Below are 20,626 nucleotides of genomic sequence, written 5' to 3'. Positions count from 1 at the left end.
ATGGCTGCCGCGCCGAGCATCCGCGTCCAGCGCGAGGATTTCGACGCTACCGCCGAGACCGCGGTGTTGACGGAAGGGCGCCGAGACATCGGCGCGATCGTCAGCTTCGTCGGCCTCTGCCGTGACGAAGCCGGCACCCTTTCCGCCCTCGAACTCGAACACTATCCCGGCATGGCGGAGGCGGAGATGCGCCGTATCGCCGGGATCGCCGTCGAGCGCTTCGGGCTTCTCGGCCTCACCGCCATCCACCGCTACGGCAAGATCGCCCCCGGCGAGAACATCGTGCTGGTCCTCGCTGCTGCCCCGCACCGTCAGGCCGCCTTCGACGGCGCCGCGTTCATGATGGACTATCTGAAGACATCCGCCCCCTTCTGGAAGAAAGAGCACCGGCGCGACGGTTCCGCCGGCGACTGGGTCTCGGCGAAGGACGCCGACACACAAGCGCTCGACAAGTGGCGATAGGCGCCATCCTTACGGAATCGCCCGTTCTTGCCGGCTGATTACCAGCACGGTCACCAAGCCTCCGGCGATGACGAGATCGCGCCAGAGAATGGGGCCGTAACCGCTCCAGAGCGTCTCGGCGAGAGCGACGGCGGCGGCACCGAGCGCCGAGCGCAGCGGCACCGAATAGCCGCCGGCCGCAGCCACCAGCACCACCTTGAGGCCGAACATCAGCCCCGCCCCGAAATCCATCGTGCCGTAATACGAAGTCGCGAGCACACCGCAGACGGCGGCGATCGCCGCCGAGGCGACGTAGGACCAGACGAAGACGGCGCGCGCATCCGTCCCGCACATCTCGGCGGCCAGCGGATCGTCGGCGACGCCGCGCCAGACCCGGCCCAGGCGGGTGCGTGTGAGAAGCAGGTGGCCCACGAAGACGAGCGAGACCATTATCGCGGCATTCAAAAGCTGGATGAGCGTCAGCGTCACCTTGAAGCCACCGTCGGCCCAGAAGACGACTTCGCGGTTGAGGAAGGGCGAGAGCCACAGGCCGCGGCTCTCCATGGCGATCCGCACCATCTCCTCCAGCACTACGAGCACGCCGAGCGAGGCGACGATCACCGTGTTCGGCGAGGCCCGCCGCAGCGGCAACATCACGTGGCGGCCGATCAGCACCGCGGCGCCGAACGTATAGAGCAAGGAGGCCGCGGCGCCGAGGGCGAGCGCCGCCGGCAGCACGAGATAGAGCTGGTTCCAGCCGGCGTGGGCGAAGAAGACATAGATCTGTCCGGCGAAGGCGAAGAGCGCACCGAAGGTGATGTCGGCACGGCGCGTCATGGCGAAGGCGAGCGAATAGCCGAAGGCGAGCGCCGCATAGAGCGCGGCGACCGGCACGGCATTGGCGAGTTGCTGCAACAGATAAGCCATGATCCCCCTCTTCTTTCGAGAGATTTATAACTATCATTTTTAATTTTGCCAGTTATAATTCCGCCATGACCTTTTCCTGGACCCCTCATCGCTTCTCCGGTGGAACACTGGCTTTCGACGTCGCCAACAGCGTCGTCCTCCGCTTCGACCCCGACCGCCGCGTCGATCGTTTCGACGATCCGGCGCAACTCGACCTGTTCGTTCCGGCCGCCCGCACCCATGGCGCGGAGCACGATCTCCTTGCAAAGCTCGCGCCGCTTTCGCCTGGCGCCCGGGAGCGGTTCATCCGCCTGCGCGAGGAGATCGACGGCTATTTCCGCGCCCGCGCGGCCGGCCCCGACACGCGCAAACGGCTTGCCTTCCTTCTTGAGGCGATCGCCGCCAATCTGCGTGCGGCGGAAAGCGGCGATGCGCTCGATGCAGCAACCGCGTTCTCCGCGCTCCGGCTCGTGTCGGCGCCGGAACAGGACCGGATCAAGATCTGCGCCAATTGCGGCTGGCTGTTCCTCGACCGCAGCAAGAACCGCAGCCGCACATGGTGCGACATGGCGGTCTGCGGCAACCGCACCAAAGCGCACCGCCATTATCGCAAGAAGAAGGAAGCCTTGTCATGAAAACGCGATGGATCGCGGCCGCCCTGCTCGCGCTGCTGCCGCTCGCGGGCTGTCAGCGGGAGGACGCGAACGAGCCACTCCAGGTCTCGGGCCGTGTCTTCATCTTCAACTACCGCATCGCCGCTGCGACCTACGTCATCACGCTGGCGCGCAATGGCCCGCTGCCGGAGGAGAGCTTCGCCGAGACGACCTACGAGAACCCGGCCGGCGGCCCGCCGCTCGTGACGCGCTCGAAGATCTTCCCGTTTTGGGAGAAGGTGTCGCTCGAAAGCCCGCCGGTCCACTGCATCGTCAAGGACAAGCCCTATGCGGTGACGATCCGCATCCTCGACGACAAGGACGCGGTGATCCAGACGATCGAAACGAGCGTGACCTCGACGCTCGACCAGAGCATCCTGCCGGCGAAACCGCTGGTGGTCGGACCGATCTACACGCCCAATCCCGAGGTCTTCAAGGGCGACGGCAGCCAGGATTTCGATCCGGACAAGGATTGCCCGGCGCCGGCCTCCGGGACGTGAACGAGGACACGGAAAAGCAAGAAAGCCGGAGCGTTTCCGCCCCGGCTTCCCGAATGTCTTCAAATGCTTGAGGCTAAGGCCTCAGGACTTGATTCAGCCGACGATCTCGGTGTCGGAGAACCAGTACTTGATTTCCTGGGCGGCGGTTTCCGGGGCGTCCGAGCCGTGAACCGAGTTCTCGCCGATCGACAGCGCGAAGGTCTTGCGGATGGTGCCTTCGGCGGCCTGGGCCGGGTTGGTGGCGCCCATGATTTCGCGGTTCTTCAGGATGGCGCCTTCGCCTTCGAGGACCTGTACGACGGTCGGGCCCGAGGTCATGCCTTCAACGAGTTCGCCGAAGAACGGACGTTCCTTGTGCACGGCGTAGAAGCCTTCGGCTTCGCGCTTGCTCATCCATACGCGCTTCGACGCGACGACGCGCAGGCCGGCATCTTCGAGCATCTTGGTGATCGCGCCCGTCAGGTTGCGCTTCGTTGCGTCCGGCTTGATCATCGAAAACGTGCGTTCAATCGCCATGGTTCTCATCCTTTTGTCCTATGGGGAAAGTGGGCGGTATCTACCCGCCTCAAGGCCCGAAAACAAGGGGGATGGACGAATTTCACGAGACCGTCATATCATTGCCCGCCGACATGGCCGGCCGCGGTTCCCTAGCGGTTCGACCACGCGGCAATCGACAGGAGCCCTTCCATGAAAAGCCCCGCAGACGGCGCCAGCCGCTTCACCGCGGCCCTGCCCGGACTTGCCGTCCATTGCTCCATCCTGCAGGCCTCGACCGGCCGGTTCCGGCAGTTCCAGATCGACGAGCCGGCGCTGATCCTCGTCAGGCAGGGCTGGAAGCGCGTCATCACGGACCATGACGAGGTCATCGCCGGCCCGGGCGAAGCGGTCTTCGTACCGCAAGGCCTCGAATGCGTGATCATCAACGGCGTCGGGGAGACGGGCGCCTATCACGCCGAGGCGCTGAGCCTCGCACCGTCGCTGGTCGCCGCTTATGCCGACCCCGCGGCGCGGCCGACGACCGGGGCCGTCCACATCGCGCCGGACGACGGCTTCCTCGATGCGCTTGCCCGTGCACGGCAAACCATCGCCGAGGGAGCCTCGACGCAGGAGAGCGTTCATCGCCATGTCCTCGGCGAACTGGTGATCCGCCTGCAGGCGCGGGGGATCGGCCTCCTGCCGGACATGCGCGAACATCTCGTCTGGCGCATCCGCGCGCTCGTCCGGACCGATCCCGCCGCAGACTGGCCGGCGGCGACCGTCGCCGGCGCGCTTGCGATGAGCGAGCAGACGCTGCGGCGCAAGCTCGCCCTTCTCGGCACCAGCCTCACGGAGATCATTACCGACGTCCGCATGACGACCGCGCTTGCCCTCCTCCAGGCGAGCGAACTGCCGATCAATCGCGTCGCGCTCGACGTCGGCTACGGCTCGGCGTCGAAATTCGCGGCGCGGTTCCGCGCCCGCTTCGGGCTCTCGCCGCGCGACATCCGCTCCGCCGCAGGCGACGGCGAGCGTTCCGGGACAGAAGTCGAGCGTCCGAGGGCCGCGGCGGAGTGAAGTGCCGGCTACGGTAGGGCTCCAAAGCAAAGGAGCCAGACCATGTTGAAATCCCTCGTTCTCGCAACCGCCATCGCGAGCCTCTCCGGCTTTGCCGCACAGGCTGCGGACTTCACGCTATCGAGCGCCGACATCCGCGACGGCGGCACGCTTTCCGACGCGCAGGTCGCGAATACCTTCGGCTGCGACGGCGGCAACATCTCCCCGCAGCTTTCCTGGTCAAATGCACCAGCGGACACGAAGAGCTTCGTCGTCAGCGCCTATGATCCGGACGCGCCGACCGGCTCCGGCTTCTGGCACTGGGTGATGTTCAACGTCCCGGCCTCGGTTACCGGGCTCGAAGGCGGCGTCACGCCGAACAAGGGCGCACCGGACGGCGCCGTGCAGAGCCGCGCCGACGCCGGCTTCGCAAGCTATCTCGGCGCCTGCCCGCCGGCCGGCGAGACGCACCGCTACATCTTCACCGTGACCGCACTCTCGGTCGACAAGCTCGACCTCGACCAGAATGCCAGCGGCGCCCTGATCGGCTTCATGACGAATGCCAATGCACTCGCCAAGGCCGCGATCACCGTGACCTACGGGCGCTGAGGAGCGTTAGGCGACCTTCCTGGCCTCGCCGTCGTAGAGGTCGAGGCAACGCTCGTACCAGGCATAGGCCGGATCGTCCTGCGGCAAGTGCACCGAGCCGGTCGTGATCCTCAGCCACTGCAGCGCGCCGAAGAGGATGTAATCGGCAAAGAGCGGGCCGTCACCGCCGATGAACGGCTGGAAGGTCAGCATGTGGCGCAGCGGCGTGAACTTGTCGGGGAAGGCCGCGATTTCCTGGTCACGGGCGGCCGCGACTTCCTCGATCGGCACGCCGAAACGCTGTTCGCGGCTTCGGCGGAAATAGGCCCGGTCCGCCTCGTCGAGCATGTCGTGGATGTCCATGATGGCGATGCGGGTGATCGCCGGATGGATCACCGTCTGGGAAAAGCCCTCGACGAAGCGGGCGAGCGCCTTGCCACCCTCGCCGCCGAACAGCGTCGGCTCGTCCGGATAGGCGTCGTCGAGATAGAGCGCGATGGCGAAACTGTCGGAGATCAGGCGGTCGCCGTCGCGCAGCAACGGCACCGTCCGCGTCGCCCCGTTCTCGATATCGGGGATGGCCGTGAACGGCAGCGGCCGCTCGGAATAGGAGAGCCCCTTGTGCTTCAGAGCCATCACGACTTTCCAGCAATGGGGCGAGAACGGGCGGGAGAGATCACTGCCGCAAAGCGAGTAGAGGGTTCTGGACATCGCGGGGCTCCTTGTTCCAAGAATGATCGCCGGCATTCAAGGGCATGGCTGCGGCGCAATCAAATCAGGAAATTTCATCGAACCCATCACCCACACTTCAGTTCCCCTCGCCTAGACTGAGGCGTCACTCGTTCCGGAGACCCGAAATGCTGCAGCACTGCCAGATGTTCGCCGCCTACAACCGCTGGGCCAACGAGCGGGTCTACGCCGCCGCCGCAGAACTCACCGAGGACGAGCTCTTCCGTGACACCGGCGCCTTCTTCGGCTCGCTCTTCGGCACACTCAGCCACATCCTCGTCGGCGACCGCATCTGGATGCGGCGTTTCACCGGCGAAGGTCCCACCTCCCGCGCGCTCGACGAGCGACCCTATGAAACGCTCGCCGATCTCGCCGCCGCCCGACAGGTCGAGGACGAGCGCATCATCCGCTGGGTCGACGGGCTCGACGAGGCATCGCTCGACGCCCGCATCTCCTACACGACCATCGTCAAGCCGGAGCCGATCAGCCACAAGCTCGGTGCCGCGGTCGCACATTTCTTCAACCACCAGACCCATCACCGCGGGCAGGCGCACATGGCGCTGACGGCGCTCGGCAAGCCCTCGCTCGTGCTCGACCTCGTCTACTTCCAGCGGCAGGAAGGGCAGCAGTGGATCTGACCCGGCTGGAGACGGTCCCTTAACCCTCCCGGCAAACTCCGTTGCGCATCACGCGCCGGCGCGCCCATCGTTTACGGATTGCACAGGCTTTCCGCCTCATCTGGTCTCCGGAAGAAGCCAGGGAAGCAAACGAGCTTTGGACGGGGAAAGCGGGATGGGCCATCGGAACGAAGGGACGGCATCGGCGGAGAACGAGGCGACGGACCGGCTGCAGCGCGTCACGCAGGCGATGGCGCGGCTCAAGGTCGACGCCCTGCCGCGCAATTACGAACTCTTCCACGAAGCGCTCTTCGGGCATGATCCGGCGCTCGCCCGCGACGTCACCTCGCTTGCGCCCAACCCGCCGCAGCATGTGCTCGACCGGATCGGCCTCGCCTACCGTCTCACCGGCCATTGCGGGCTCATCGAGGAGAAATCCTGCGTGGAGGCCGCGCGTGTTCTCTCCGGGGCCGCGGAGGAGATGTCCGCCGCCATTCGCGAGAAGCAGACCTTCGTCGGCGCCATGGAGACGCTCCTCCGCGCGATCCGCGAGGACCGGGACCGCGGGGTCGAGGATCTCCTCACCGACGTCGACTTCCTGCAATCCTCCGCCGCCGAACTTCTTCGAAGCGAAAGCCGGGCCGAGCAGGCGCTGAAGGCCGGTCTGGACCGGCTCGACGCTGCCGAGCGAGCGACGCGTGCGGCCAAGGCCGCAATCCTGCGCGATCGCCTGACCGGGTTGCCGAACCGCATCGCCTTCGCCAACCGCCTCGAGAGCCTCTACGAGTCCGGGGCGCTGCCACGCGGTACCGCCCTTCTCATCGCCGACATCGACGGGTTCGCCGCCGTCAACCGCGACTACGGCACGGAGGCCGGCAACCGCATTCTCAAGCGGCTCGCCGCGATCCTGAGGAAGTCGATCAAGAAGAACGACTTCGTCGCCCGCATCGGAGCCGACGAGTTCGCCTTCCTCTTCGCCGACGTCGATGACGCCGCCGCTCGGACGATCGCCGGGCGCATCCACGATTCGGTCGAGAACGGGCTGGTCTTCGCCACCGCCGACGGCGAGGACAACGGCGCACTCGGACTGTCGATCGGGATTGCCCTCAGCGACGACGCCGAGAGTGCGCAACATCTCACTGCCCGGGCGGAACAGGCGCTCGCCGCCGCCAAGGTGGACCCGCGCGCGCCCATCGCGTGTTTTGCGCCCGGCGTCGCGGGTCGCCGCGCCGCCTGACGCCCGAAGGCGAAAACAGCCGGAAAATGTTGCCCGCCGGACACCCCGGCGCAGAGCCCGCATACCCACACCGCCGGCGGGGCCGCTCGCGTCTTGCCTTTGGCGAGCGCTTCCGCCAAAAGCCAAGGCCATGATTACCATCAACGACATCTCGGCCCGCATCGCCGGGCGGCTCCTGATCGACCACGCCACCGTTTCGCTGCCGGAGGGCACGAAGGCGGGCCTCGTCGGCCGCAACGGCGCCGGCAAGTCGACGCTCTTCAAGATCATCACCGGCGAACTCTCCGCCGAAACGGGATCGATCACCATCCCGAAGAACGCCCGCATCGGCCAGGTGGCGCAGGAAGCGCCGGGTACCGAAGAGGCGCTGATCGAGATCGTCATGGCTGCGGACAAGGAGCGCGCGGCCCTCCTCAAGGAGGCCGAAACGGCGACCGATCCGCACCGCATCGCCGAGATCCAGACGCGGCTCGCCGACATCGGCGCCCATTCGGCGGAGGCGCGCGCCGCGACGATCCTCGCCGGTCTCGGCTTCGATCACGAGGCGCAGCGCCGCCCGGCCTCGTCGTTCTCCGGCGGCTGGCGCATGCGCGTGGCGCTCGCGGCCGTGCTCTTTTCCGAACCGGACCTCCTGCTCCTCGACGAACCGACCAACTATCTCGACCTCGAAGGCACGCTCTGGCTCGAGGACTATGTGCGGCGCTATCCACACACCGTCATCATCATCAGCCACGACCGCGACCTCTTGAACACCGCCGTCAACGCGATCATCCATCTCGACCAGAAGAAGCTCACCTTCTATCGGGGCGGCTACGACCTGTTCGAGCGGCAGAAGGCCGAGGCCGACGAACTGCAGATGAAGGCGAAGGCGAAGAGCGACGCGGCGCGCAAGCACATGCAGAGCTATATCGACCGCTTCCGCTACAAGGCGTCGAAGGCGCGGCAGGCCCAGAGCCGCATCAAGGCGCTGGAACGCATGGGCACGGTCGCGGCCGTCATCGAGGATCACGTCCAGCCGATCTCCTTCCCGGAACCGGAGAGACAGCCGGCCTCGCCGATCGTCGCGATTTCCGGCGGCGCTGTCGGCTACGAGCCCGGCAAGCCGATCCTGAAGAACATCAATCTGCGGATCGACGCCGACGACCGCATCGCCCTCCTCGGCTCGAACGGCAACGGCAAGTCCACCTTCGCCAAGCTGATCGCCGGGCGGCTCAACCTGCAGGCCGGCGAAATGAAGCTCGCGCCGAACCTCTCGGTCGGCTTCTTCGCCCAGCACCAGCTCGACGACCTCGTGCCGAACGAGACGCCGGTCGACCATGTGCGCCGGCTGATGCCGCAGGCGGGCGAGGCGCAGGTGCGCGCCCGCGTCGCGCAGATGGGACTTGCGACCGAGAAGATGGCGACCGCCGCCAAGGACCTTTCCGGCGGCGAGAAGGCGCGCCTCTTGATGGGGCTCTCCGCCTTCCACGCGCCGAATCTCCTGATTCTCGACGAGCCGACCAACCATCTCGACATCGACAGCCGCCGCGCGCTGATCGAGGCGCTGAACGACTACAACGGCGCCGTCATCCTGATCGCCCACGACCGGCACCTGATCGAGGCGACGGTCGACCGGCTGTGGCTCGTCAACAACGGCACCGTCAGCGTCTTCGACGGCGACTTGGAGGATTATCGCAGCCTTGTGGTCACCGCGGCGCGCAAGCCGGACGAGAAGGATAAGGCCGATGCAGGCGCCCAGGTGAACAAGGCCGACCAGCGCAAGGCCGCCGCCGACAAGCGGGCAAGCCTCGCGCCGCTCAGGAAAAAGATCAATGAAATCGAGTCCCTGACGAAGAAACTGGAGACTTTGATTCAGGCGCTTGATGCGGAACTTGCAGATCCGGCACTCTACGAGAAGAATCCGGCCAAGGCAGCGGAAAAGGCAAAGCAGCGCGGCGAGGCCGCGGCAAAGCTCTCAGCCGCCGAGGAACAGTGGCTCGAACTGTCCACCGAATATGAAGAGGCGATGGCCGGCTGAGGTTTGAACAGGTCCGGGATATCCATTATACGTAAGTTGTATATTCCCAAGGAGCCGTCATGCCCCTCTACGTGCGGGACGAATGCGTCAACGCTCTGGCCGAACAGGCGCGAGCCATCCTGAAAGCGCCCACCAAGACCGAGGCGATCCGCCTTGCGCTTCAGCGTGTGATCGACGAGGAGCTGGCAAAGCCCTCGCTCGGCGAACGGGTCACCCGGCTGCGCGAGAAGTACGCGCTCGCCGACCATGCGAGCCTGCGCCCCTTCGACGACAGGGCCTTCCTGGATCAGATGTGGGGAGATGCCGATGTTCGTCGATAGCTCGGCCATCGTCGCCATCCTGATCGACGCGCCGGAAGCCGGCGCGCTCATTGAACGGCTCGACGCCACCGCCACGCCGCGCATGACGACGCCGACCGCCGTCTTCGAGGCGACGACCGTGCTCGGCAAGAGGCTGGAGCTGGAGCCGCCGACGGCCGACCGGCTGGTGAAAGAGTTCCTCGACGTCCTCGACATCCGCGTCACGCCGGTCACCGAGGAGATGGCGGCGAACGCGCTCGAGGCCTTCGCGCGCTACGGCAAGGGACGTCATCCGGCGGAGCTGAACTTCGGCGACTGTTTTTCCTATGCCGGCAGCCGGGCGGCCAATGTACCGCTCCTCTATGTCGGCGACGGATTCTCGCAGACGGACCTCCGCCAGTCCTGACGAAAGGCCTGTCTCAGGCCTTCTTCTCCCATCGCCCCTCGGCCGTCTGCTGCCAGTAGGTGAGCGCGTGGCCCTCACCCTTCAGTTTCTTCCACTGCGCGCGGGCGGCTTCGAGTTGGGCCTGATCGTAACCGTCGAAGACAAAGACGACACGGTCGTAATCCAGCGCTTCCGGCGGCTCGGCGCCGTCGACGAGGAAGCGTACGCTCGCCGCATTGAGGTTTTCCGGAGAGACGGTGATGAGCACCGGCTGCTGCTCGGCGCCTTCCGCCGCATCGGTGCCGTGCGGCAGGAAGCTCTCGTCGCGCCAGGTCCAGAGATGGGCGTCGAGCGCGTCACGGCGGGCAGGATCGGCCGCCTGCACCGCGACCCGCCAGCCACGCTCGACGCTCTTTTCGAGAAGCGGTGGCAGGGCGTCCTCGAGCTTCGATTCCGTCAGATGATAGAAGAGGATCTCGGCCAAGACGCCCGCCTTCCCGTCACGCTTCGTAGTGCGCGCGCACCAGCTCGTCGAGGAGCCGGACGCCGAAGCCTGATCCCCAGGAGCGGTTGATCTCGTCGGTCGGCGAACCCATGGCGGTGCCGGCAATGTCGAGATGCGCCCAGGGGGTCTCCTGCACGAAGCGCTTGAGGAACTGCGCCGCGGTGATCGAGCCTGCCTGACGTCCGCTCGAGTTCTTCATGTCGGCGAACTTGGAATCGATCATCTTGTCGTAGTCCTTGCCGAGCGGCATCCGCCACAGGCGCTCGTTGGTCGCAAGCCCCGCCGCCAGCAATCGCTCCGAAAGAGCGTCGTCGTTCGAGAACAGGCCGGCGTGCAGGTTGCCGAGCGCGACGGTGATCGCGCCGGTGAGCGTCGCGAGATTGATCATGAAGGCGGGCTTGAAGCGGTCGTTGCAGTACCAGAGCGCATCGGCCAGCACGAGGCGACCTTCGGCATCGGTGTTGATGACCTCGATCGTCTGGCCGGACATCGAGGTGACGATGTCTCCCGGCCGCTGGGCATTGCCGTCCGGCATGTTCTCGACGAGGCCGATGACGCCGACGGCGTTCACCTTCGCCTTGCGGGCGGCGAGGGTATGCATGAGGCCGGTGACGGCTGCGGCACCGCCCATGTCGCCCTTCATCTCCTCCATGCCGGCGGCCGGCTTGATCGAGATGCCGCCGGTGTCGAAGACCACGCCCTTGCCGACGAAGGCGATCGGCTTGTCCTTGTGCTTGCCACCCTTCCACTGCATGACGGCGAGCCGCGGCGGCCTGACGGAGCCCTGGGCGACGCCGAGCAGCGCGCCCATGCCGAGCTTCTTCATGTCCTTCTCGGTCAGGATGTCGACCTCGACGCCGAGCGCTTCCAGCGCCTTCGCCTTGTCGGCGAATTCCTCAGGCCCCAGCACGTTGGCGGGCTCGTTGACGAGATCGCGGGCGAGAACGACGCCCTGGGCGATCGCCTCGTTGTCGGCAAACGCCTTGCGCGCCGCGGAGGCCTCGGCGGTGACGATCGTCACCTTGACCTCTTTCGGCTCGGACTTTCCGTTGCCGTTGCCGTTGTCGTCGCCCTTGCGGGTCTTGTAGGCGTCGAAGTCATAGCTGCGCAGCAGCATGCCGAGGGCGAAGTCGGCGGCGGCCTTGCCGCTCGCGTCGAGACCCGGCGCGTCGAAGAAGACCGTCACTTTCTCAGCAGACTTGAAGGTCCCGGCCGCGGCGCCGCCGGCGCGCAGCCAGTCGTTGGCGGTGATCTCGGCCGTCTTGCCGAGGCCGAGAACGACGATCCGGTCGGCCGGCGAACCATGCGGTGCGAGGATGTCGAGCACGGCGCGGGCCTTGCCGGTGAACTTGCCGATCTTGGCGGCCCTGGCGATCACGCCTTCGGGGTCCGCAACCTCGGCGCCGGCGGCCGCGTCGGCTCCTTGAACCTGAAGGAGCACGGCGAGCCCGCCGCTGATCCGGTGGTCCTTGGCGAAGGAAATGTCGAATTTGGAAGACATGGAGACTCCGGGGGAAGGTCGAAACGAAAGCCGGGATCATGGCCCTTTCGGTCATGAACGCAAGCGTCAATTGTCCCGACATACCGCTCTTTGCACCGTTGGCAAGTCCTGCGGCCTCTCCCTCTTGCCTGCCGGGCGGGGAAGCGGATAGGGTCGCGCCGCCTCGAAAAGACCGGAAACAGCCGACGTGAAGATCAACCTGCAAGCCGCCGAGAGCGGGCACCTGCAACAGCCCGGAACGCGAAAGATGCTGCGCGCCGCCCTCGCCCTCTTCGTGCTCTGGTGGGCGCTGCTGCTCGTCTTCTATCTGTGGCCCGACATCGACCTTGCAGTCGCCAGCGCCTTCTTCGAGCCCGGTCCGTGCACCGGGGCCCATGCGCAGAGCACCGTCTGCGGCAGCTTTCCGTGGAGCCAGGATCCCCTCGCCGTCGCCGTGAGGAAGGTCTTCTTCTACGTTCCGGCCGCCGCCGGCGCGCTGCTGCTCGGAATTCTCGTCAACGGCCTCGCCCGGCGCAGCGCGGCCTATGGTGCGGCAAGGCTGCAGCAACTCGGCCTCGCGCTCGCCGCTCTCCTCCTCGGCCCCTATGTGCTGGTGAACCTGCTGCTCAAGAGCTTTTCCGGACGGCCCCGCCCCTATCAGACCGACCTCTTCGGTGGCGACCTGCCCTTCGTCCCGGCGGGCTCGTTCATGGGGCAATGCGACAACAACTGCTCCTTCATTTCAGGCGAGGCCGCGGGTGCCGGATGGGTCGCCTGCCTCCTCCTCTTCCTGCCGGCGAAGCTCCGCCCGGTCCTCGCGCCGCCGATCCTCGTCGTCGCACTGGTGACGCCGGCGATGAGACTCGCCTTCGGCGGCCATTATCTCTCCGACGTCGTGCTCGGCTGGCTTTCCTCGCTGGTGATCTTTGCCGCCGTCTTCGCCGTGTTCGAAATATCGCGAAAACGGAAAATTGAGCGGTAGAGACACGAAAATCCGCATCGATCCTGTCGCCAAATCGCCGCAACCGTCGTAGAGAACCCGGTATCCTCAGTCGCCGGCGCGGCCCGAACGTCACGCCCTCGGGAAATGGAATGAAGCTTCTCGAACACTACATTCTGCGGCGCGTCTTTCAGATGATGCTCACCGCCCTCTTGCCGGTCCTGGCGATCATCTGGACCACGCAGGTGCTTGGGCGAATCAATCTGGTGACCGACAGCGGCCAGTCGGTGGGTTCGTTCATGAAGCTTGCGACCCTCATCCTGCCGACCATCATCCCGGCGGTGCTGCCGTTCGCGCTGGTGATCGGCATCACCCAGACGCTCTCGGCGATGAACAACGATTCGGAATTGGCAGTGATCGACGCGGCGGGCGCCCCGCGCAGCATCATCAATCGCCCGATCATCGTGTTCACGATCCTGCTTTCGATATTCTCCTTCTTCATGGCGAACTTCGTCGAGCCCAAGCTGCGGGTCGCCGCCCGCGAGATGGTCGCGGCCGCCTATGCCGACCTTCTGTCGACCGTCATCGAGGAAAAGACCTTCCGCCGCATCGAGGACGGGCTCTACGTGCAGATTTCGGAGCGACTGTCCGGCCGCGTACTCAAGGGACTGCTGGTCGCCGACTCCCGCGATCCTGCCTACGACCTTATCTACTACGCCCGCGAAGGCGCGGTCGACGAGACCGGCACCGCCCTGGTGATGCGCGACGGAGAAGTGCACCGCAAGGCGCCGGACGGCAACGTCTCGGTCGTACGGTTCGATTCCTACTCCTTCGACCTTTCGGATCTGACGCAGACGCGCGGCCAGGCGCGGTTGCATGCCCTCGACCGCGACCTGCCCTATCTCTTCAACCCCGACATGACTGATCCGGACGTCAAGAAGAACTACGGCGAATACCGCAGCGAACTGCACAAGCGGCTCACGAGCTGGACCTTCCCGTTCGTCTTCTCGCTGATTGCGCTGGCCCTTTCCGGCAATGCCCGCTCCCATCGCGAGGCGCGTATTCCGCCGATGGCGACCGCGCTGACGATCGCACTCGTCATCTTCTGGCTCGGCAACTACACCGTGAAGCTCACCGAGAAGAACGAGGCCTATGCGCCGCTCATCTATCTCCTGCCGATCGTCAGCAGCGGCCTCGCCGCGATGAAACTCTGGCGGGGCAGTTCCTGGCGCCTGCCGCGTCCGTTTTCCGACAGCACGGCGCGGGCCATGCGGGCGATCAACGTGCGGCTTGCCGGCAACGAGGCCGGCGAAGAGGGCAAGACACCATGATCTTCACCCTCGGTCGTTACTTCTTCCGGCGCTACATCGTGACGACGCTCTGGTTCTTCATCGGGGTGACGTCGATCATCTATCTCATCGATTTCAGCGAGACGACGGGCCGGTTCGCCGGGCTCACCGGCTATTCGCTGCCGGGCGTCCTCTATCTGACGGCGCTGCGTCTGCCGCTCATCCTGCAGCAGACCATCCCGTTCGTCGCCCTTTTCGTCGGGATGACGACGCTGATTGCCCTCAACCGCAAGTCGGAACTGGTCGTCGCGCGCGCCGCCGGCATCTCGGTCTGGCAGTTCATGATGCCGTTTGTCGTCGGGGCGCTCTTGATCGGCCTCGTCACCACGCTGGTCATCAATCCGATGGCCGCCTGGGGACAGAGCCAGGCGCTCAATATCGAATCGACGTGGCGCGAGGCGAGCAATCGCCGCAAGGAGACGACGGCAGTTCCGTGGCTGCGCCAGATCAGCGGCAAGGACGACGTCGTCATCGGCGGAAGGACGGTTCTGGACAACGGCACCCTGATCACGGATGCCGTCCTCATACACTTCGACAGCGACGGGCGGATCATCCTGCGACAGGATGCGCGGTCGGCAAAGTTGAAAGATGGTTACTGGCTTCTTACCGACGTCACCGAGACGCGGCCGGGCGAGGTTCCGGCAAGGCTCGCGACAGCGAAGGTCAGTACCAATCTGAAACAGGAATTCGTACAACAGCGGCTCGCGCAGCCGGAGACCGTTGCTTTTTATGATCTTTCTCAGAAAATTGCAGTTGCGCGATCGTTCGGCGTCTCAACCAAAGCGCTTGAAACGCAATTTCACTCGCTGCTGTCGCTACCGTTCCTCCTCGTGGCCATGACTCTGATCGCCGCCACCGTTTCGTTAAAATTCAGTAGATTCAACCAGTCCCGGTCGGTGATTCTGGGTGGAATCCTTTCGGGCTTCGTGCTTTATGTTGTAACCACGCTTGTCAAAGCATTCGGAAGCAGCGGTGTCGTGCCGCCATTCGTCGCGGCATGGGTACCGGTCGTCGTGGCGATGGCACTCGGAGCGACGATCCTGCTTCATCAGGAGGATGGTTAGTGGCGGTAACAGACCGCGGAAATATCAGAAGGCTGTTTCTGGCCCTGCTGACGAGTGCCGCTGTGTGCTCCTACCTGTCCTCGACGGTCGCCGTGCGCGCGCAGGACAGCGGACAGTTGCGCAATCTCGAACCCAGCATTCCCGAAGACGCGAAGCTTCTGCTTGCCGCCAACGAACTCGTCTATGACCGTGACGCCGAGCGCGTCGTGGCGCGCGGCGCCGTACAGATCAATTATGCCGGCTACCAGATGGTCGCACGGCAGGTCGAATACGACCAGAAGAGCGGCCGCATGACAGCGACCGGCAACATCGAACTGGTCGAGCCGGGCGGCAACCGCCTCTATGCCGACTCGATGGACGTCACCGACAATTTCGCGGACGGCTTCCTCAAGGCGCTCCGGATCGAGACGACCGACAACACCCGGCTTGCCGCCGAAAGCGGCGAGCGTGTCGGTGGCCGGGACATCATTCTCAACAAGGGGGTCTATACGGCCTGCCTTCCCTGCGCCGATCACCCGGAGCGTCCGCCGCTCTGGCAGGTGAAGGCCGAGCGCGTGGTCCAGAACGGCGAGACCCACACGATCCGTCTCGAAAAGGCCCGCTTCGAGCTCTTCGGCAGGACGGTCGCGGTGCTCCCCTTCCTCGAGGTGCCGGATCATACGGTGAAGCGCAAATCGGGCTTCCTCTTCCCCGAAATGCAGACCTCGCAGAACCTCGGCTTCGGCCTGACGGTACCTTACTACATCGCGCTTTCGAACCAGCGCGATGCGACGATCCGCGCCACCGGCTTCACCAGCCAGGGCCTGCTTCTCGAGACGGAAGTTCGCCAGCGTTTCGAGAAAGGAACGGCGACGCTCCGCTTGGCCGGCATCCAGCAGCTCAACAGCGAGAATTTCGACGCCGGCACCAGCGATGCGCGCCGGGACCAGCGCGGAATGGTCGCCTCCAAGGGTGAGTTCAAGATCAATCCCCGCTGGACATTCGGCTGGGATGTCATGTTGCAGAGCGACAACAACTTCGCCCGCACCTACAGTCTCGACGGCCTCGACGAGACGACGCACACGAACGACGTCTATCTGACCGGCCTCGGCGAGCGGAACTATTTCGATCTGCACGGCTACTATTTCGACGTGCAGGACGCCGACCCGGACAGCAACGCCGAGAAGCGCCAGCCGGTCGTGCTGCCGTCGCTCGACTACAGCTATGTCGCGCCGGAACCGGTCGCGGGCGGGCAATTGTCCGGCACGCTCAACTTCACCGCGCTTTCGCGCTTCAAGACGGACGAGGTCGACGCCAACGCCGACGGCATCAACGACCGTTTCCGCGGCCTCAAAGGTTCGATGAGCCGGATCACCGCCGAAACCGAATGGAAGCGGACCTTCTCCGTTCCGGGCGGACTTCAGCTTACGCCGCTGCTTGCCGCGCGCGGTGACGCCTACTGGCTCGATATGAACAGCCCGACGGGTTACACCGGCAACTACTATAACGAGGCGACGGCGACCCGCTACATGCTGACGGCGGGGCTCGAGGCGCGGTATCCGATCCTGATCACTACCGACAACAGCAGCCATATCGTCGAGCCGATCGCGCAGATCTATGCGCGCAACGACGAACAGCTCGCGGGCCGGCTTCCGAACGAGGATGCGCAAAGCTTCGTCTTCGACGCCACCAACCTCTTCGAGCGGGACAAGTTCTCCGGTTTCGACCGGGTCGAGGGCGGCACCCGCGCGAATGTCGGCATCCGCTATACCGGCACGCTCGACAACGGTTTCGGCCTGCGGGCCATCTTCGGCCAATCGTACCACCTCGCCGGCCTCAACTCGTTTGCGACCGACGACCTCGTCCATGCCGGCGCCGATTCCGGTCTCGAAACCGACCGCTCCGACTATGTCGGCATGGCCGGGATCGACATCCCGAACGGGCTGACGCTGAGTGCCAATGCGCGTTTCGACGAAAGGACGTTCGACGTGCGCCGCACCGACGCGAGCCTCGGCTTCACCAACGACCGGCTGCTGGCGAACCTCACCTACACGCAGATCGCCGCACAGCCGGAATACGGTTTCCAGGACAAGAACGACGAGTTGCAGGCGGCAAGCTCGGTCAAGATCGACGAATACTGGTCGGTCTTCGGCTCGCTCACCTGGGATCTGAACAACGCCACGATCAACCGCAAGGGGATCGGCATTTCCTATGCCAACGAGTGCACGATCTTCTCGCTGGTCTATTCCGACAAGCGCGACCCGTCAGACGAATCCGCAAGCGACTGGACGATCGGCGCCCGGCTGACCTTCCGCACGCTCGGCGACGTGCGCATCGGCAAGACCGATCTCGCCGGCTTCGATTGATCGAGGCTGCGGAACGGGTCAGGCATGAGCGTATCGTGGTCCCCCCTTCGAGCATACAGGACGAACGCCAGCTGCGCGCCGGCGCGAATGTCATTGTTTCGCCGCACGGATTGTGCAATCCCTGCGGCACATTATACTTCGGTGGCCAACGAAATGCCGGGACGCGCCGACAATTGCGCGCCCGATGGAAAGGAATGCCAATGACCTTTGGCAAAAAGCAGACACGTATCCTGCTTCTTTGTGCGACAGCGCTCGCCTTCACCGCAGGCCCCGGTCCTCTACCCATCGTTCCCGCCGCCTACGCGGCAAGCGAAGTCGCCGCGGTCGTCAACAAGACCGCGATCACCACGGGCGACGTCGCCAAGCGCATCGCCTTCCTGCGACTTCAGCGCCGCAAGGGCGACCTGAAGAAGATTGCCCGAGAGGAGATGGTCGACGAGACGCTGAAGCGGCAGGAGATTGCGCGCGTCGGTATGTCGGTCAGCACCGACGAAGTCGATGCGGCCTTTGAGCGTTTCGCCAGTTCGAACAAGCTCTCCGTTCAGCAACTCACCGGCATCCTGAACCAGGCAGGCGTCACCGCCGACCACTTCAAGGCCTATATCGCCGTCTCGATGAGCTGGCCGCGCCTCGTCAACGCCCGCTACGGCTCTCGTGGCAAGCTTTCGAGCCAGGAAGTCGCGACGCGCCTGCTGGAACGCAAGGAGAAGCCGGTCACGACGGAATACTTCCTGAAGCAGGTGATCTTCGTCGTGCCCGCCAACAAGAAGGGCATCGTCGGCAAGCGCAAGTCGGAAGCGGAAGCCTCGCGTTCGAAGTTCCCCGGCTGCGACCAGGCGATGGAGTTCGCCAAGAACTACCGTGACGTATCGATCCGCAACCTCGGCCGGGTGCTCGCGCCCGAACTGCCGGAAGAGTGGAAGCCGCTGATCGAGAAGGCGAAGGACGGCACGACCGGAACCCGCGTCACCGAACGCGGTGTCGAATATCTGGCGATCTGCAACCAGCGCCAGGTGTCGGACGACGTCGCGGCGGAAGTCGTCTTCCGCGCCGAAGACCTCGGCAAGGACAAGGCGACTGACAATCCGAACGCCAAGAAGTACCTCGACGACCTGCGCTCGAAGGCGCAGATCGTCTACCGCTGATCTCCGGGACCGACTGACGATGACACAGACCGAGAGCCTTCCTCTCGCACTCAGCCAGGGGGACCCGGCCGGCGTCGGCCCCGACATCGCGCTTTCGGCTTGGCTGGAGCGGTCGGTCCATGGCCTGCCGCCCTTCCTCTTCATCGGCGATCCGGCCGTTCTCGCGGTCCGCGCCAGACAGCTCGACATCGACGTTCCGCTGAAGGAGACCGACGCCGCCGGCGCCATGTCCGTCTTCGCCGACGCACTTCCCGTGCTGCCGATTTCGGCCGGTGTCGACGTCGTGGCGGGCAGCCCGCATGTCGCAACCGCCAGGTCGACGATCGCCGCCATCGAGACGGCCGTCCGGCTGTGCTTCGAAGGCAAGGTACGCGGCATGGTCACCAACCCGATTGCCAAGGCCGTACTCTACGAGGCCGGCTTCGGCTTTCCGGGCCATACCGAATTTCTGGCCGATCTCGCGAGCCGCGCTACCGGAAAGAGCGTGCGTCCGGTGATGATGCTTGCGGGGCCGAAGCTGAAGGCGGTGCCGGTCACCATCCACATCCCGATCAAGGACGTTCCGGCCGCGCTGACGGAGACGCTGATCCTCGACACCTGCCGCATTATCGCCAGGGACCTCAAGGAACGCTTCGGCCTTTCTTCGCCACGGCTTGCCGTCGCCGGGCTCAACCCCCATGCGGGTGAAGGCGGGGCGATCGGGCTCGAGGACGAAGAGATCATCCATCCGGCGATCACGCAGTTGCGCGCCGAAGGGATCGATGCCTTCGGGCCTCTGCCGGCCGACACCATGTTCCATGACGAAGCCCGCCGGCGCTACGACGTCGCGGTCTGCATGTACCACGACCAGGCGCTGATCCCGGTCAAGGCGCTCGGCTTCGACGACTCCGTCAACGTGACGCTCGGTCTTCCCTTCGTGCGCACCTCGCCCGACCATGGCACCGCCTTCGGCATCGCCGGTACCGGCATCGCCCGCCACGACAGCCTCGTCGCCGCGCTGAAGCTCGCCTCGGAGATCTCCCGCCCCGCAGGCGCGGGCGCCGCCTCCTGATGGCGGCCCTCGACGGTCTTCCGCCGCTACGCGACGTCATCCGTCGCCATGAACTCGACGCCCGCAAGGCACTCGGCCAGAACTTCCTGCTCGATCTCAACCTGACGCAGAAGGTCGCCCGCACCGCCGGTTCGCTCGAGGGCGTGACCGTGTTCGAGGTCGGCCCCGGACCGGGTGGCCTCACCCGGGCGATTCTTGCGCTCGGTGCCAGGAAGGTCATCGCCGTCGAACGCGACGCCCGCTGCCTGCCGGCGCTCGCCGAGATCGCCGAACATTATCCCGGCCGGCTGGAGGTGATCGAAGGTGATGCGCTGAAGACCGATTTCGAGGCGCTCGTGCCCGAAGGTCCGGTCAAGATCATCGCCAACCTGCCCTACAATGTCGGCACGCAACTGCTGGTCAACTGGCTGCTGCCGAAGGCCTGGCCGCCGTTCTGGCAGTCGCTGACGCTGATGTTCCAGAAGGAAGTCGGCCAGCGCATCGTGGCACACGAGGACGACGACCATTACGGCCGCCTCGGCGTGCTCTGTGGCTGGCGGACCGACGCCCACATGGCCTTCGACGTGCCGCCGCAGGCCTTCACGCCCCCGCCGAAGGTCACCTCGACGGTGGTCCATCTCGTCCCGAAGGCCGATCCCCTGCCCTGTTCTGCCGAAAAGCTCGAACGCGTCACGCAGGCCGCCTTCGGCCAGCGCCGCAAGATGCTGCGCCAGAGCCTGAAACCGCTCGGCGGCGAGGCCCTCCTCGTCAAGGCCGGCATCGACCCCGCGAGACGGGCCGAGACGCTGTCGGTGGAAGAATTCGTCCGGCTGGCGAACTCGCTCTGAACCGGCCAGCCAGAT

At 65.3% G+C, this 20,626-nt stretch carries 22 protein-coding genes; 17 read left to right on the top strand and 5 right to left on the bottom strand.

Annotated features, from left to right (window positions below; all coding sequences use genetic code 11):
* Window positions 1-462: a molybdenum cofactor biosynthesis protein MoaE gene (locus NHF53_RS06625; protein WP_252833584.1), complete on the top strand. Its 462-nt coding sequence runs from the start codon at window positions 1-3 to the stop codon at window positions 460-462.
* A gap of 9 nt (window positions 463-471) precedes the next feature.
* Here the strand turns inward: NHF53_RS06625 and NHF53_RS06620 are convergent, their stop codons facing one another.
* The gene (locus NHF53_RS06620) at window positions 472-1,368 is read right to left on the bottom strand and encodes a branched-chain amino acid ABC transporter permease (RefSeq protein WP_252833583.1); all 897 of its coding nucleotides are present in this window, start codon (window positions 1,366-1,368) and stop codon (window positions 472-474) included.
* Window positions 1,369-1,433: 65 nt separating this feature from the next.
* Here NHF53_RS06620 and NHF53_RS06615 point away from each other — a divergent pair, with 65 nt between their 5' ends.
* Both NHF53_RS06615 and NHF53_RS06610 read left to right on the top strand, forming a co-directional pair.
* Entirely contained in the window at window positions 1,434-1,982 is a 549-nt protein-coding gene (locus NHF53_RS06615) for a CGNR zinc finger domain-containing protein (protein ID WP_252833582.1), read from the top strand.
* Complete coding sequence (locus tag NHF53_RS06610; RefSeq protein WP_252833581.1) at window positions 1,979-2,500, top strand: hypothetical protein; 522 nt, start codon at window positions 1,979-1,981, stop codon at window positions 2,498-2,500. The genes NHF53_RS06615 and NHF53_RS06610 overlap by 4 nt, the downstream gene beginning before the upstream one ends.
* A 93-nt stretch (window positions 2,501-2,593) precedes the next feature.
* Here NHF53_RS06610 and ndk read toward each other — a convergent pair whose 3' ends face one another.
* On the bottom strand, window positions 2,594-3,016 hold the full coding sequence (gene ndk / locus NHF53_RS06605; protein WP_112686940.1) for a nucleoside-diphosphate kinase: 423 nt from the start codon (window positions 3,014-3,016) through the stop codon (window positions 2,594-2,596).
* 171 nt (window positions 3,017-3,187) lie between these two features.
* Here ndk and NHF53_RS06600 point away from each other — a divergent pair, with 171 nt between their 5' ends.
* Entirely contained in the window at window positions 3,188-4,054 is an 867-nt protein-coding gene (locus tag NHF53_RS06600; RefSeq protein ID WP_252833580.1) for an AraC family transcriptional regulator, read from the top strand.
* A gap of 45 nt (window positions 4,055-4,099) precedes the next feature.
* On the top strand, window positions 4,100-4,642 hold the full coding sequence (locus tag NHF53_RS06595) for a YbhB/YbcL family Raf kinase inhibitor-like protein (protein ID WP_252834932.1): 543 nt from the start codon (window positions 4,100-4,102) through the stop codon (window positions 4,640-4,642).
* A gap of 6 nt (window positions 4,643-4,648) precedes the next feature.
* Here NHF53_RS06595 and NHF53_RS06590 read toward each other — a convergent pair whose 3' ends face one another.
* Window positions 4,649-5,332, bottom strand: coding sequence for a glutathione S-transferase family protein (locus tag NHF53_RS06590; protein WP_252833579.1), 684 nt, complete (start codon window positions 5,330-5,332; stop codon window positions 4,649-4,651).
* A gap of 146 nt (window positions 5,333-5,478) precedes the next feature.
* On the opposite strand from NHF53_RS06590, the gene NHF53_RS06585 reads away from it, so the two are divergent.
* The 5 genes from NHF53_RS06585 (at window position 5,479) to NHF53_RS06565 (ending at window position 9,926) form a co-directional block, all read left to right on the top strand.
* On the top strand, window positions 5,479-5,988 hold the full coding sequence (locus tag NHF53_RS06585; protein WP_252833578.1) for a DinB family protein: 510 nt from the start codon (window positions 5,479-5,481) through the stop codon (window positions 5,986-5,988).
* Window positions 5,989-6,142: 154 nt separating this feature from the next.
* On the top strand, window positions 6,143-7,204 hold the full coding sequence (locus NHF53_RS06580) for a diguanylate cyclase (protein WP_252833577.1): 1,062 nt from the start codon (window positions 6,143-6,145) through the stop codon (window positions 7,202-7,204).
* A 130-nt stretch (window positions 7,205-7,334) separates the two neighbouring features.
* Window positions 7,335-9,221 carry a ribosomal protection-like ABC-F family protein gene (abc-f, locus tag NHF53_RS06575; protein ID WP_252833576.1) on the top strand — a complete coding sequence of 629 codons (1,887 nt, stop codon included), beginning with the start codon at window positions 7,335-7,337 and terminating at the stop codon, window positions 9,219-9,221.
* A 59-nt stretch (window positions 9,222-9,280) separates the two neighbouring features.
* On the top strand, window positions 9,281-9,541 hold the full coding sequence (locus NHF53_RS06570) for a type II toxin-antitoxin system VapB family antitoxin (RefSeq protein WP_252833575.1): 261 nt from the start codon (window positions 9,281-9,283) through the stop codon (window positions 9,539-9,541).
* Window positions 9,528-9,926: a type II toxin-antitoxin system VapC family toxin gene (locus NHF53_RS06565; protein WP_252833574.1), complete on the top strand. Its 399-nt coding sequence runs from the start codon at window positions 9,528-9,530 to the stop codon at window positions 9,924-9,926. The genes NHF53_RS06570 and NHF53_RS06565 overlap by 14 nt, the downstream gene beginning before the upstream one ends.
* 13 nt (window positions 9,927-9,939) lie before the next feature.
* On the opposite strand, the gene NHF53_RS06560 is transcribed toward NHF53_RS06565, so the two are convergent.
* The gene (locus tag NHF53_RS06560) at window positions 9,940-10,389 is read right to left on the bottom strand and encodes a DNA polymerase III subunit chi (protein ID WP_252833573.1); all 450 of its coding nucleotides are present in this window, start codon (window positions 10,387-10,389) and stop codon (window positions 9,940-9,942) included.
* Window positions 10,390-10,405: 16 nt separating this feature from the next.
* Window positions 10,406-11,911 (bottom strand): leucyl aminopeptidase, encoded by a 1,506-nt coding sequence (locus tag NHF53_RS06555; RefSeq protein WP_252833572.1) that lies wholly within the window; start codon window positions 11,909-11,911, stop codon window positions 10,406-10,408.
* 187 nt (window positions 11,912-12,098) lie between these two features.
* Between NHF53_RS06555 and NHF53_RS06550 the strand changes: the two genes are divergently transcribed.
* The 7 genes from NHF53_RS06550 to rsmA all read left to right on the top strand — a co-directional run bounded on the left by NHF53_RS06550 (window position 12,099) and on the right by rsmA (window position 20,611).
* On the top strand, window positions 12,099-12,872 hold the full coding sequence (locus tag NHF53_RS06550) for a phosphatase PAP2 family protein (protein WP_252833571.1): 774 nt from the start codon (window positions 12,099-12,101) through the stop codon (window positions 12,870-12,872).
* 110 nt (window positions 12,873-12,982) lie between these two features.
* Entirely contained in the window at window positions 12,983-14,161 is a 1,179-nt protein-coding gene (locus NHF53_RS06545) for an LptF/LptG family permease (RefSeq protein ID WP_114361989.1), read from the top strand.
* Window positions 14,158-15,243 carry an LPS export ABC transporter permease LptG gene (gene lptG / locus NHF53_RS06540; RefSeq protein ID WP_114361988.1) on the top strand — a complete coding sequence of 362 codons (1,086 nt, stop codon included), beginning with the start codon at window positions 14,158-14,160 and terminating at the stop codon, window positions 15,241-15,243. The genes NHF53_RS06545 and lptG overlap by 4 nt, the downstream gene beginning before the upstream one ends.
* Complete coding sequence (locus NHF53_RS06535) at window positions 15,243-17,588, top strand: LPS-assembly protein LptD (RefSeq protein WP_252833570.1); 2,346 nt, start codon at window positions 15,243-15,245, stop codon at window positions 17,586-17,588. Before lptG ends, NHF53_RS06535 begins: the two co-directional genes overlap by 1 nt.
* Window positions 17,589-17,788: 200 nt before the next feature.
* A complete protein-coding gene (locus tag NHF53_RS06530) occupies window positions 17,789-18,733 on the top strand; it encodes a SurA N-terminal domain-containing protein (protein WP_252833569.1) in 945 nt (314 codons plus the stop codon).
* A 19-nt stretch (window positions 18,734-18,752) separates the two neighbouring features.
* A complete protein-coding gene (gene pdxA / locus NHF53_RS06525; RefSeq protein ID WP_252833568.1) occupies window positions 18,753-19,784 on the top strand; it encodes a 4-hydroxythreonine-4-phosphate dehydrogenase PdxA in 1,032 nt (343 codons plus the stop codon).
* Window positions 19,784-20,611 (top strand): 16S rRNA (adenine(1518)-N(6)/adenine(1519)-N(6))-dimethyltransferase RsmA, encoded by an 828-nt coding sequence (rsmA, locus tag NHF53_RS06520; RefSeq protein ID WP_252833567.1) that lies wholly within the window; start codon window positions 19,784-19,786, stop codon window positions 20,609-20,611. The genes pdxA and rsmA overlap by 1 nt, the downstream gene beginning before the upstream one ends.
* Window positions 20,612-20,626 lie beyond the last annotated feature (15 nt).

Origin of the sequence: Ciceribacter sp. RN22, assembly GCF_024054295.1 — a bacterium.
Taxonomy (GTDB): domain Bacteria; phylum Pseudomonadota; class Alphaproteobacteria; order Rhizobiales; family Rhizobiaceae; genus Allorhizobium; species Allorhizobium lividum.
The sequence above is the reverse complement of the archived record's forward strand: the minus strand, read 5'-3'. Positions and strand labels throughout refer to the sequence as shown.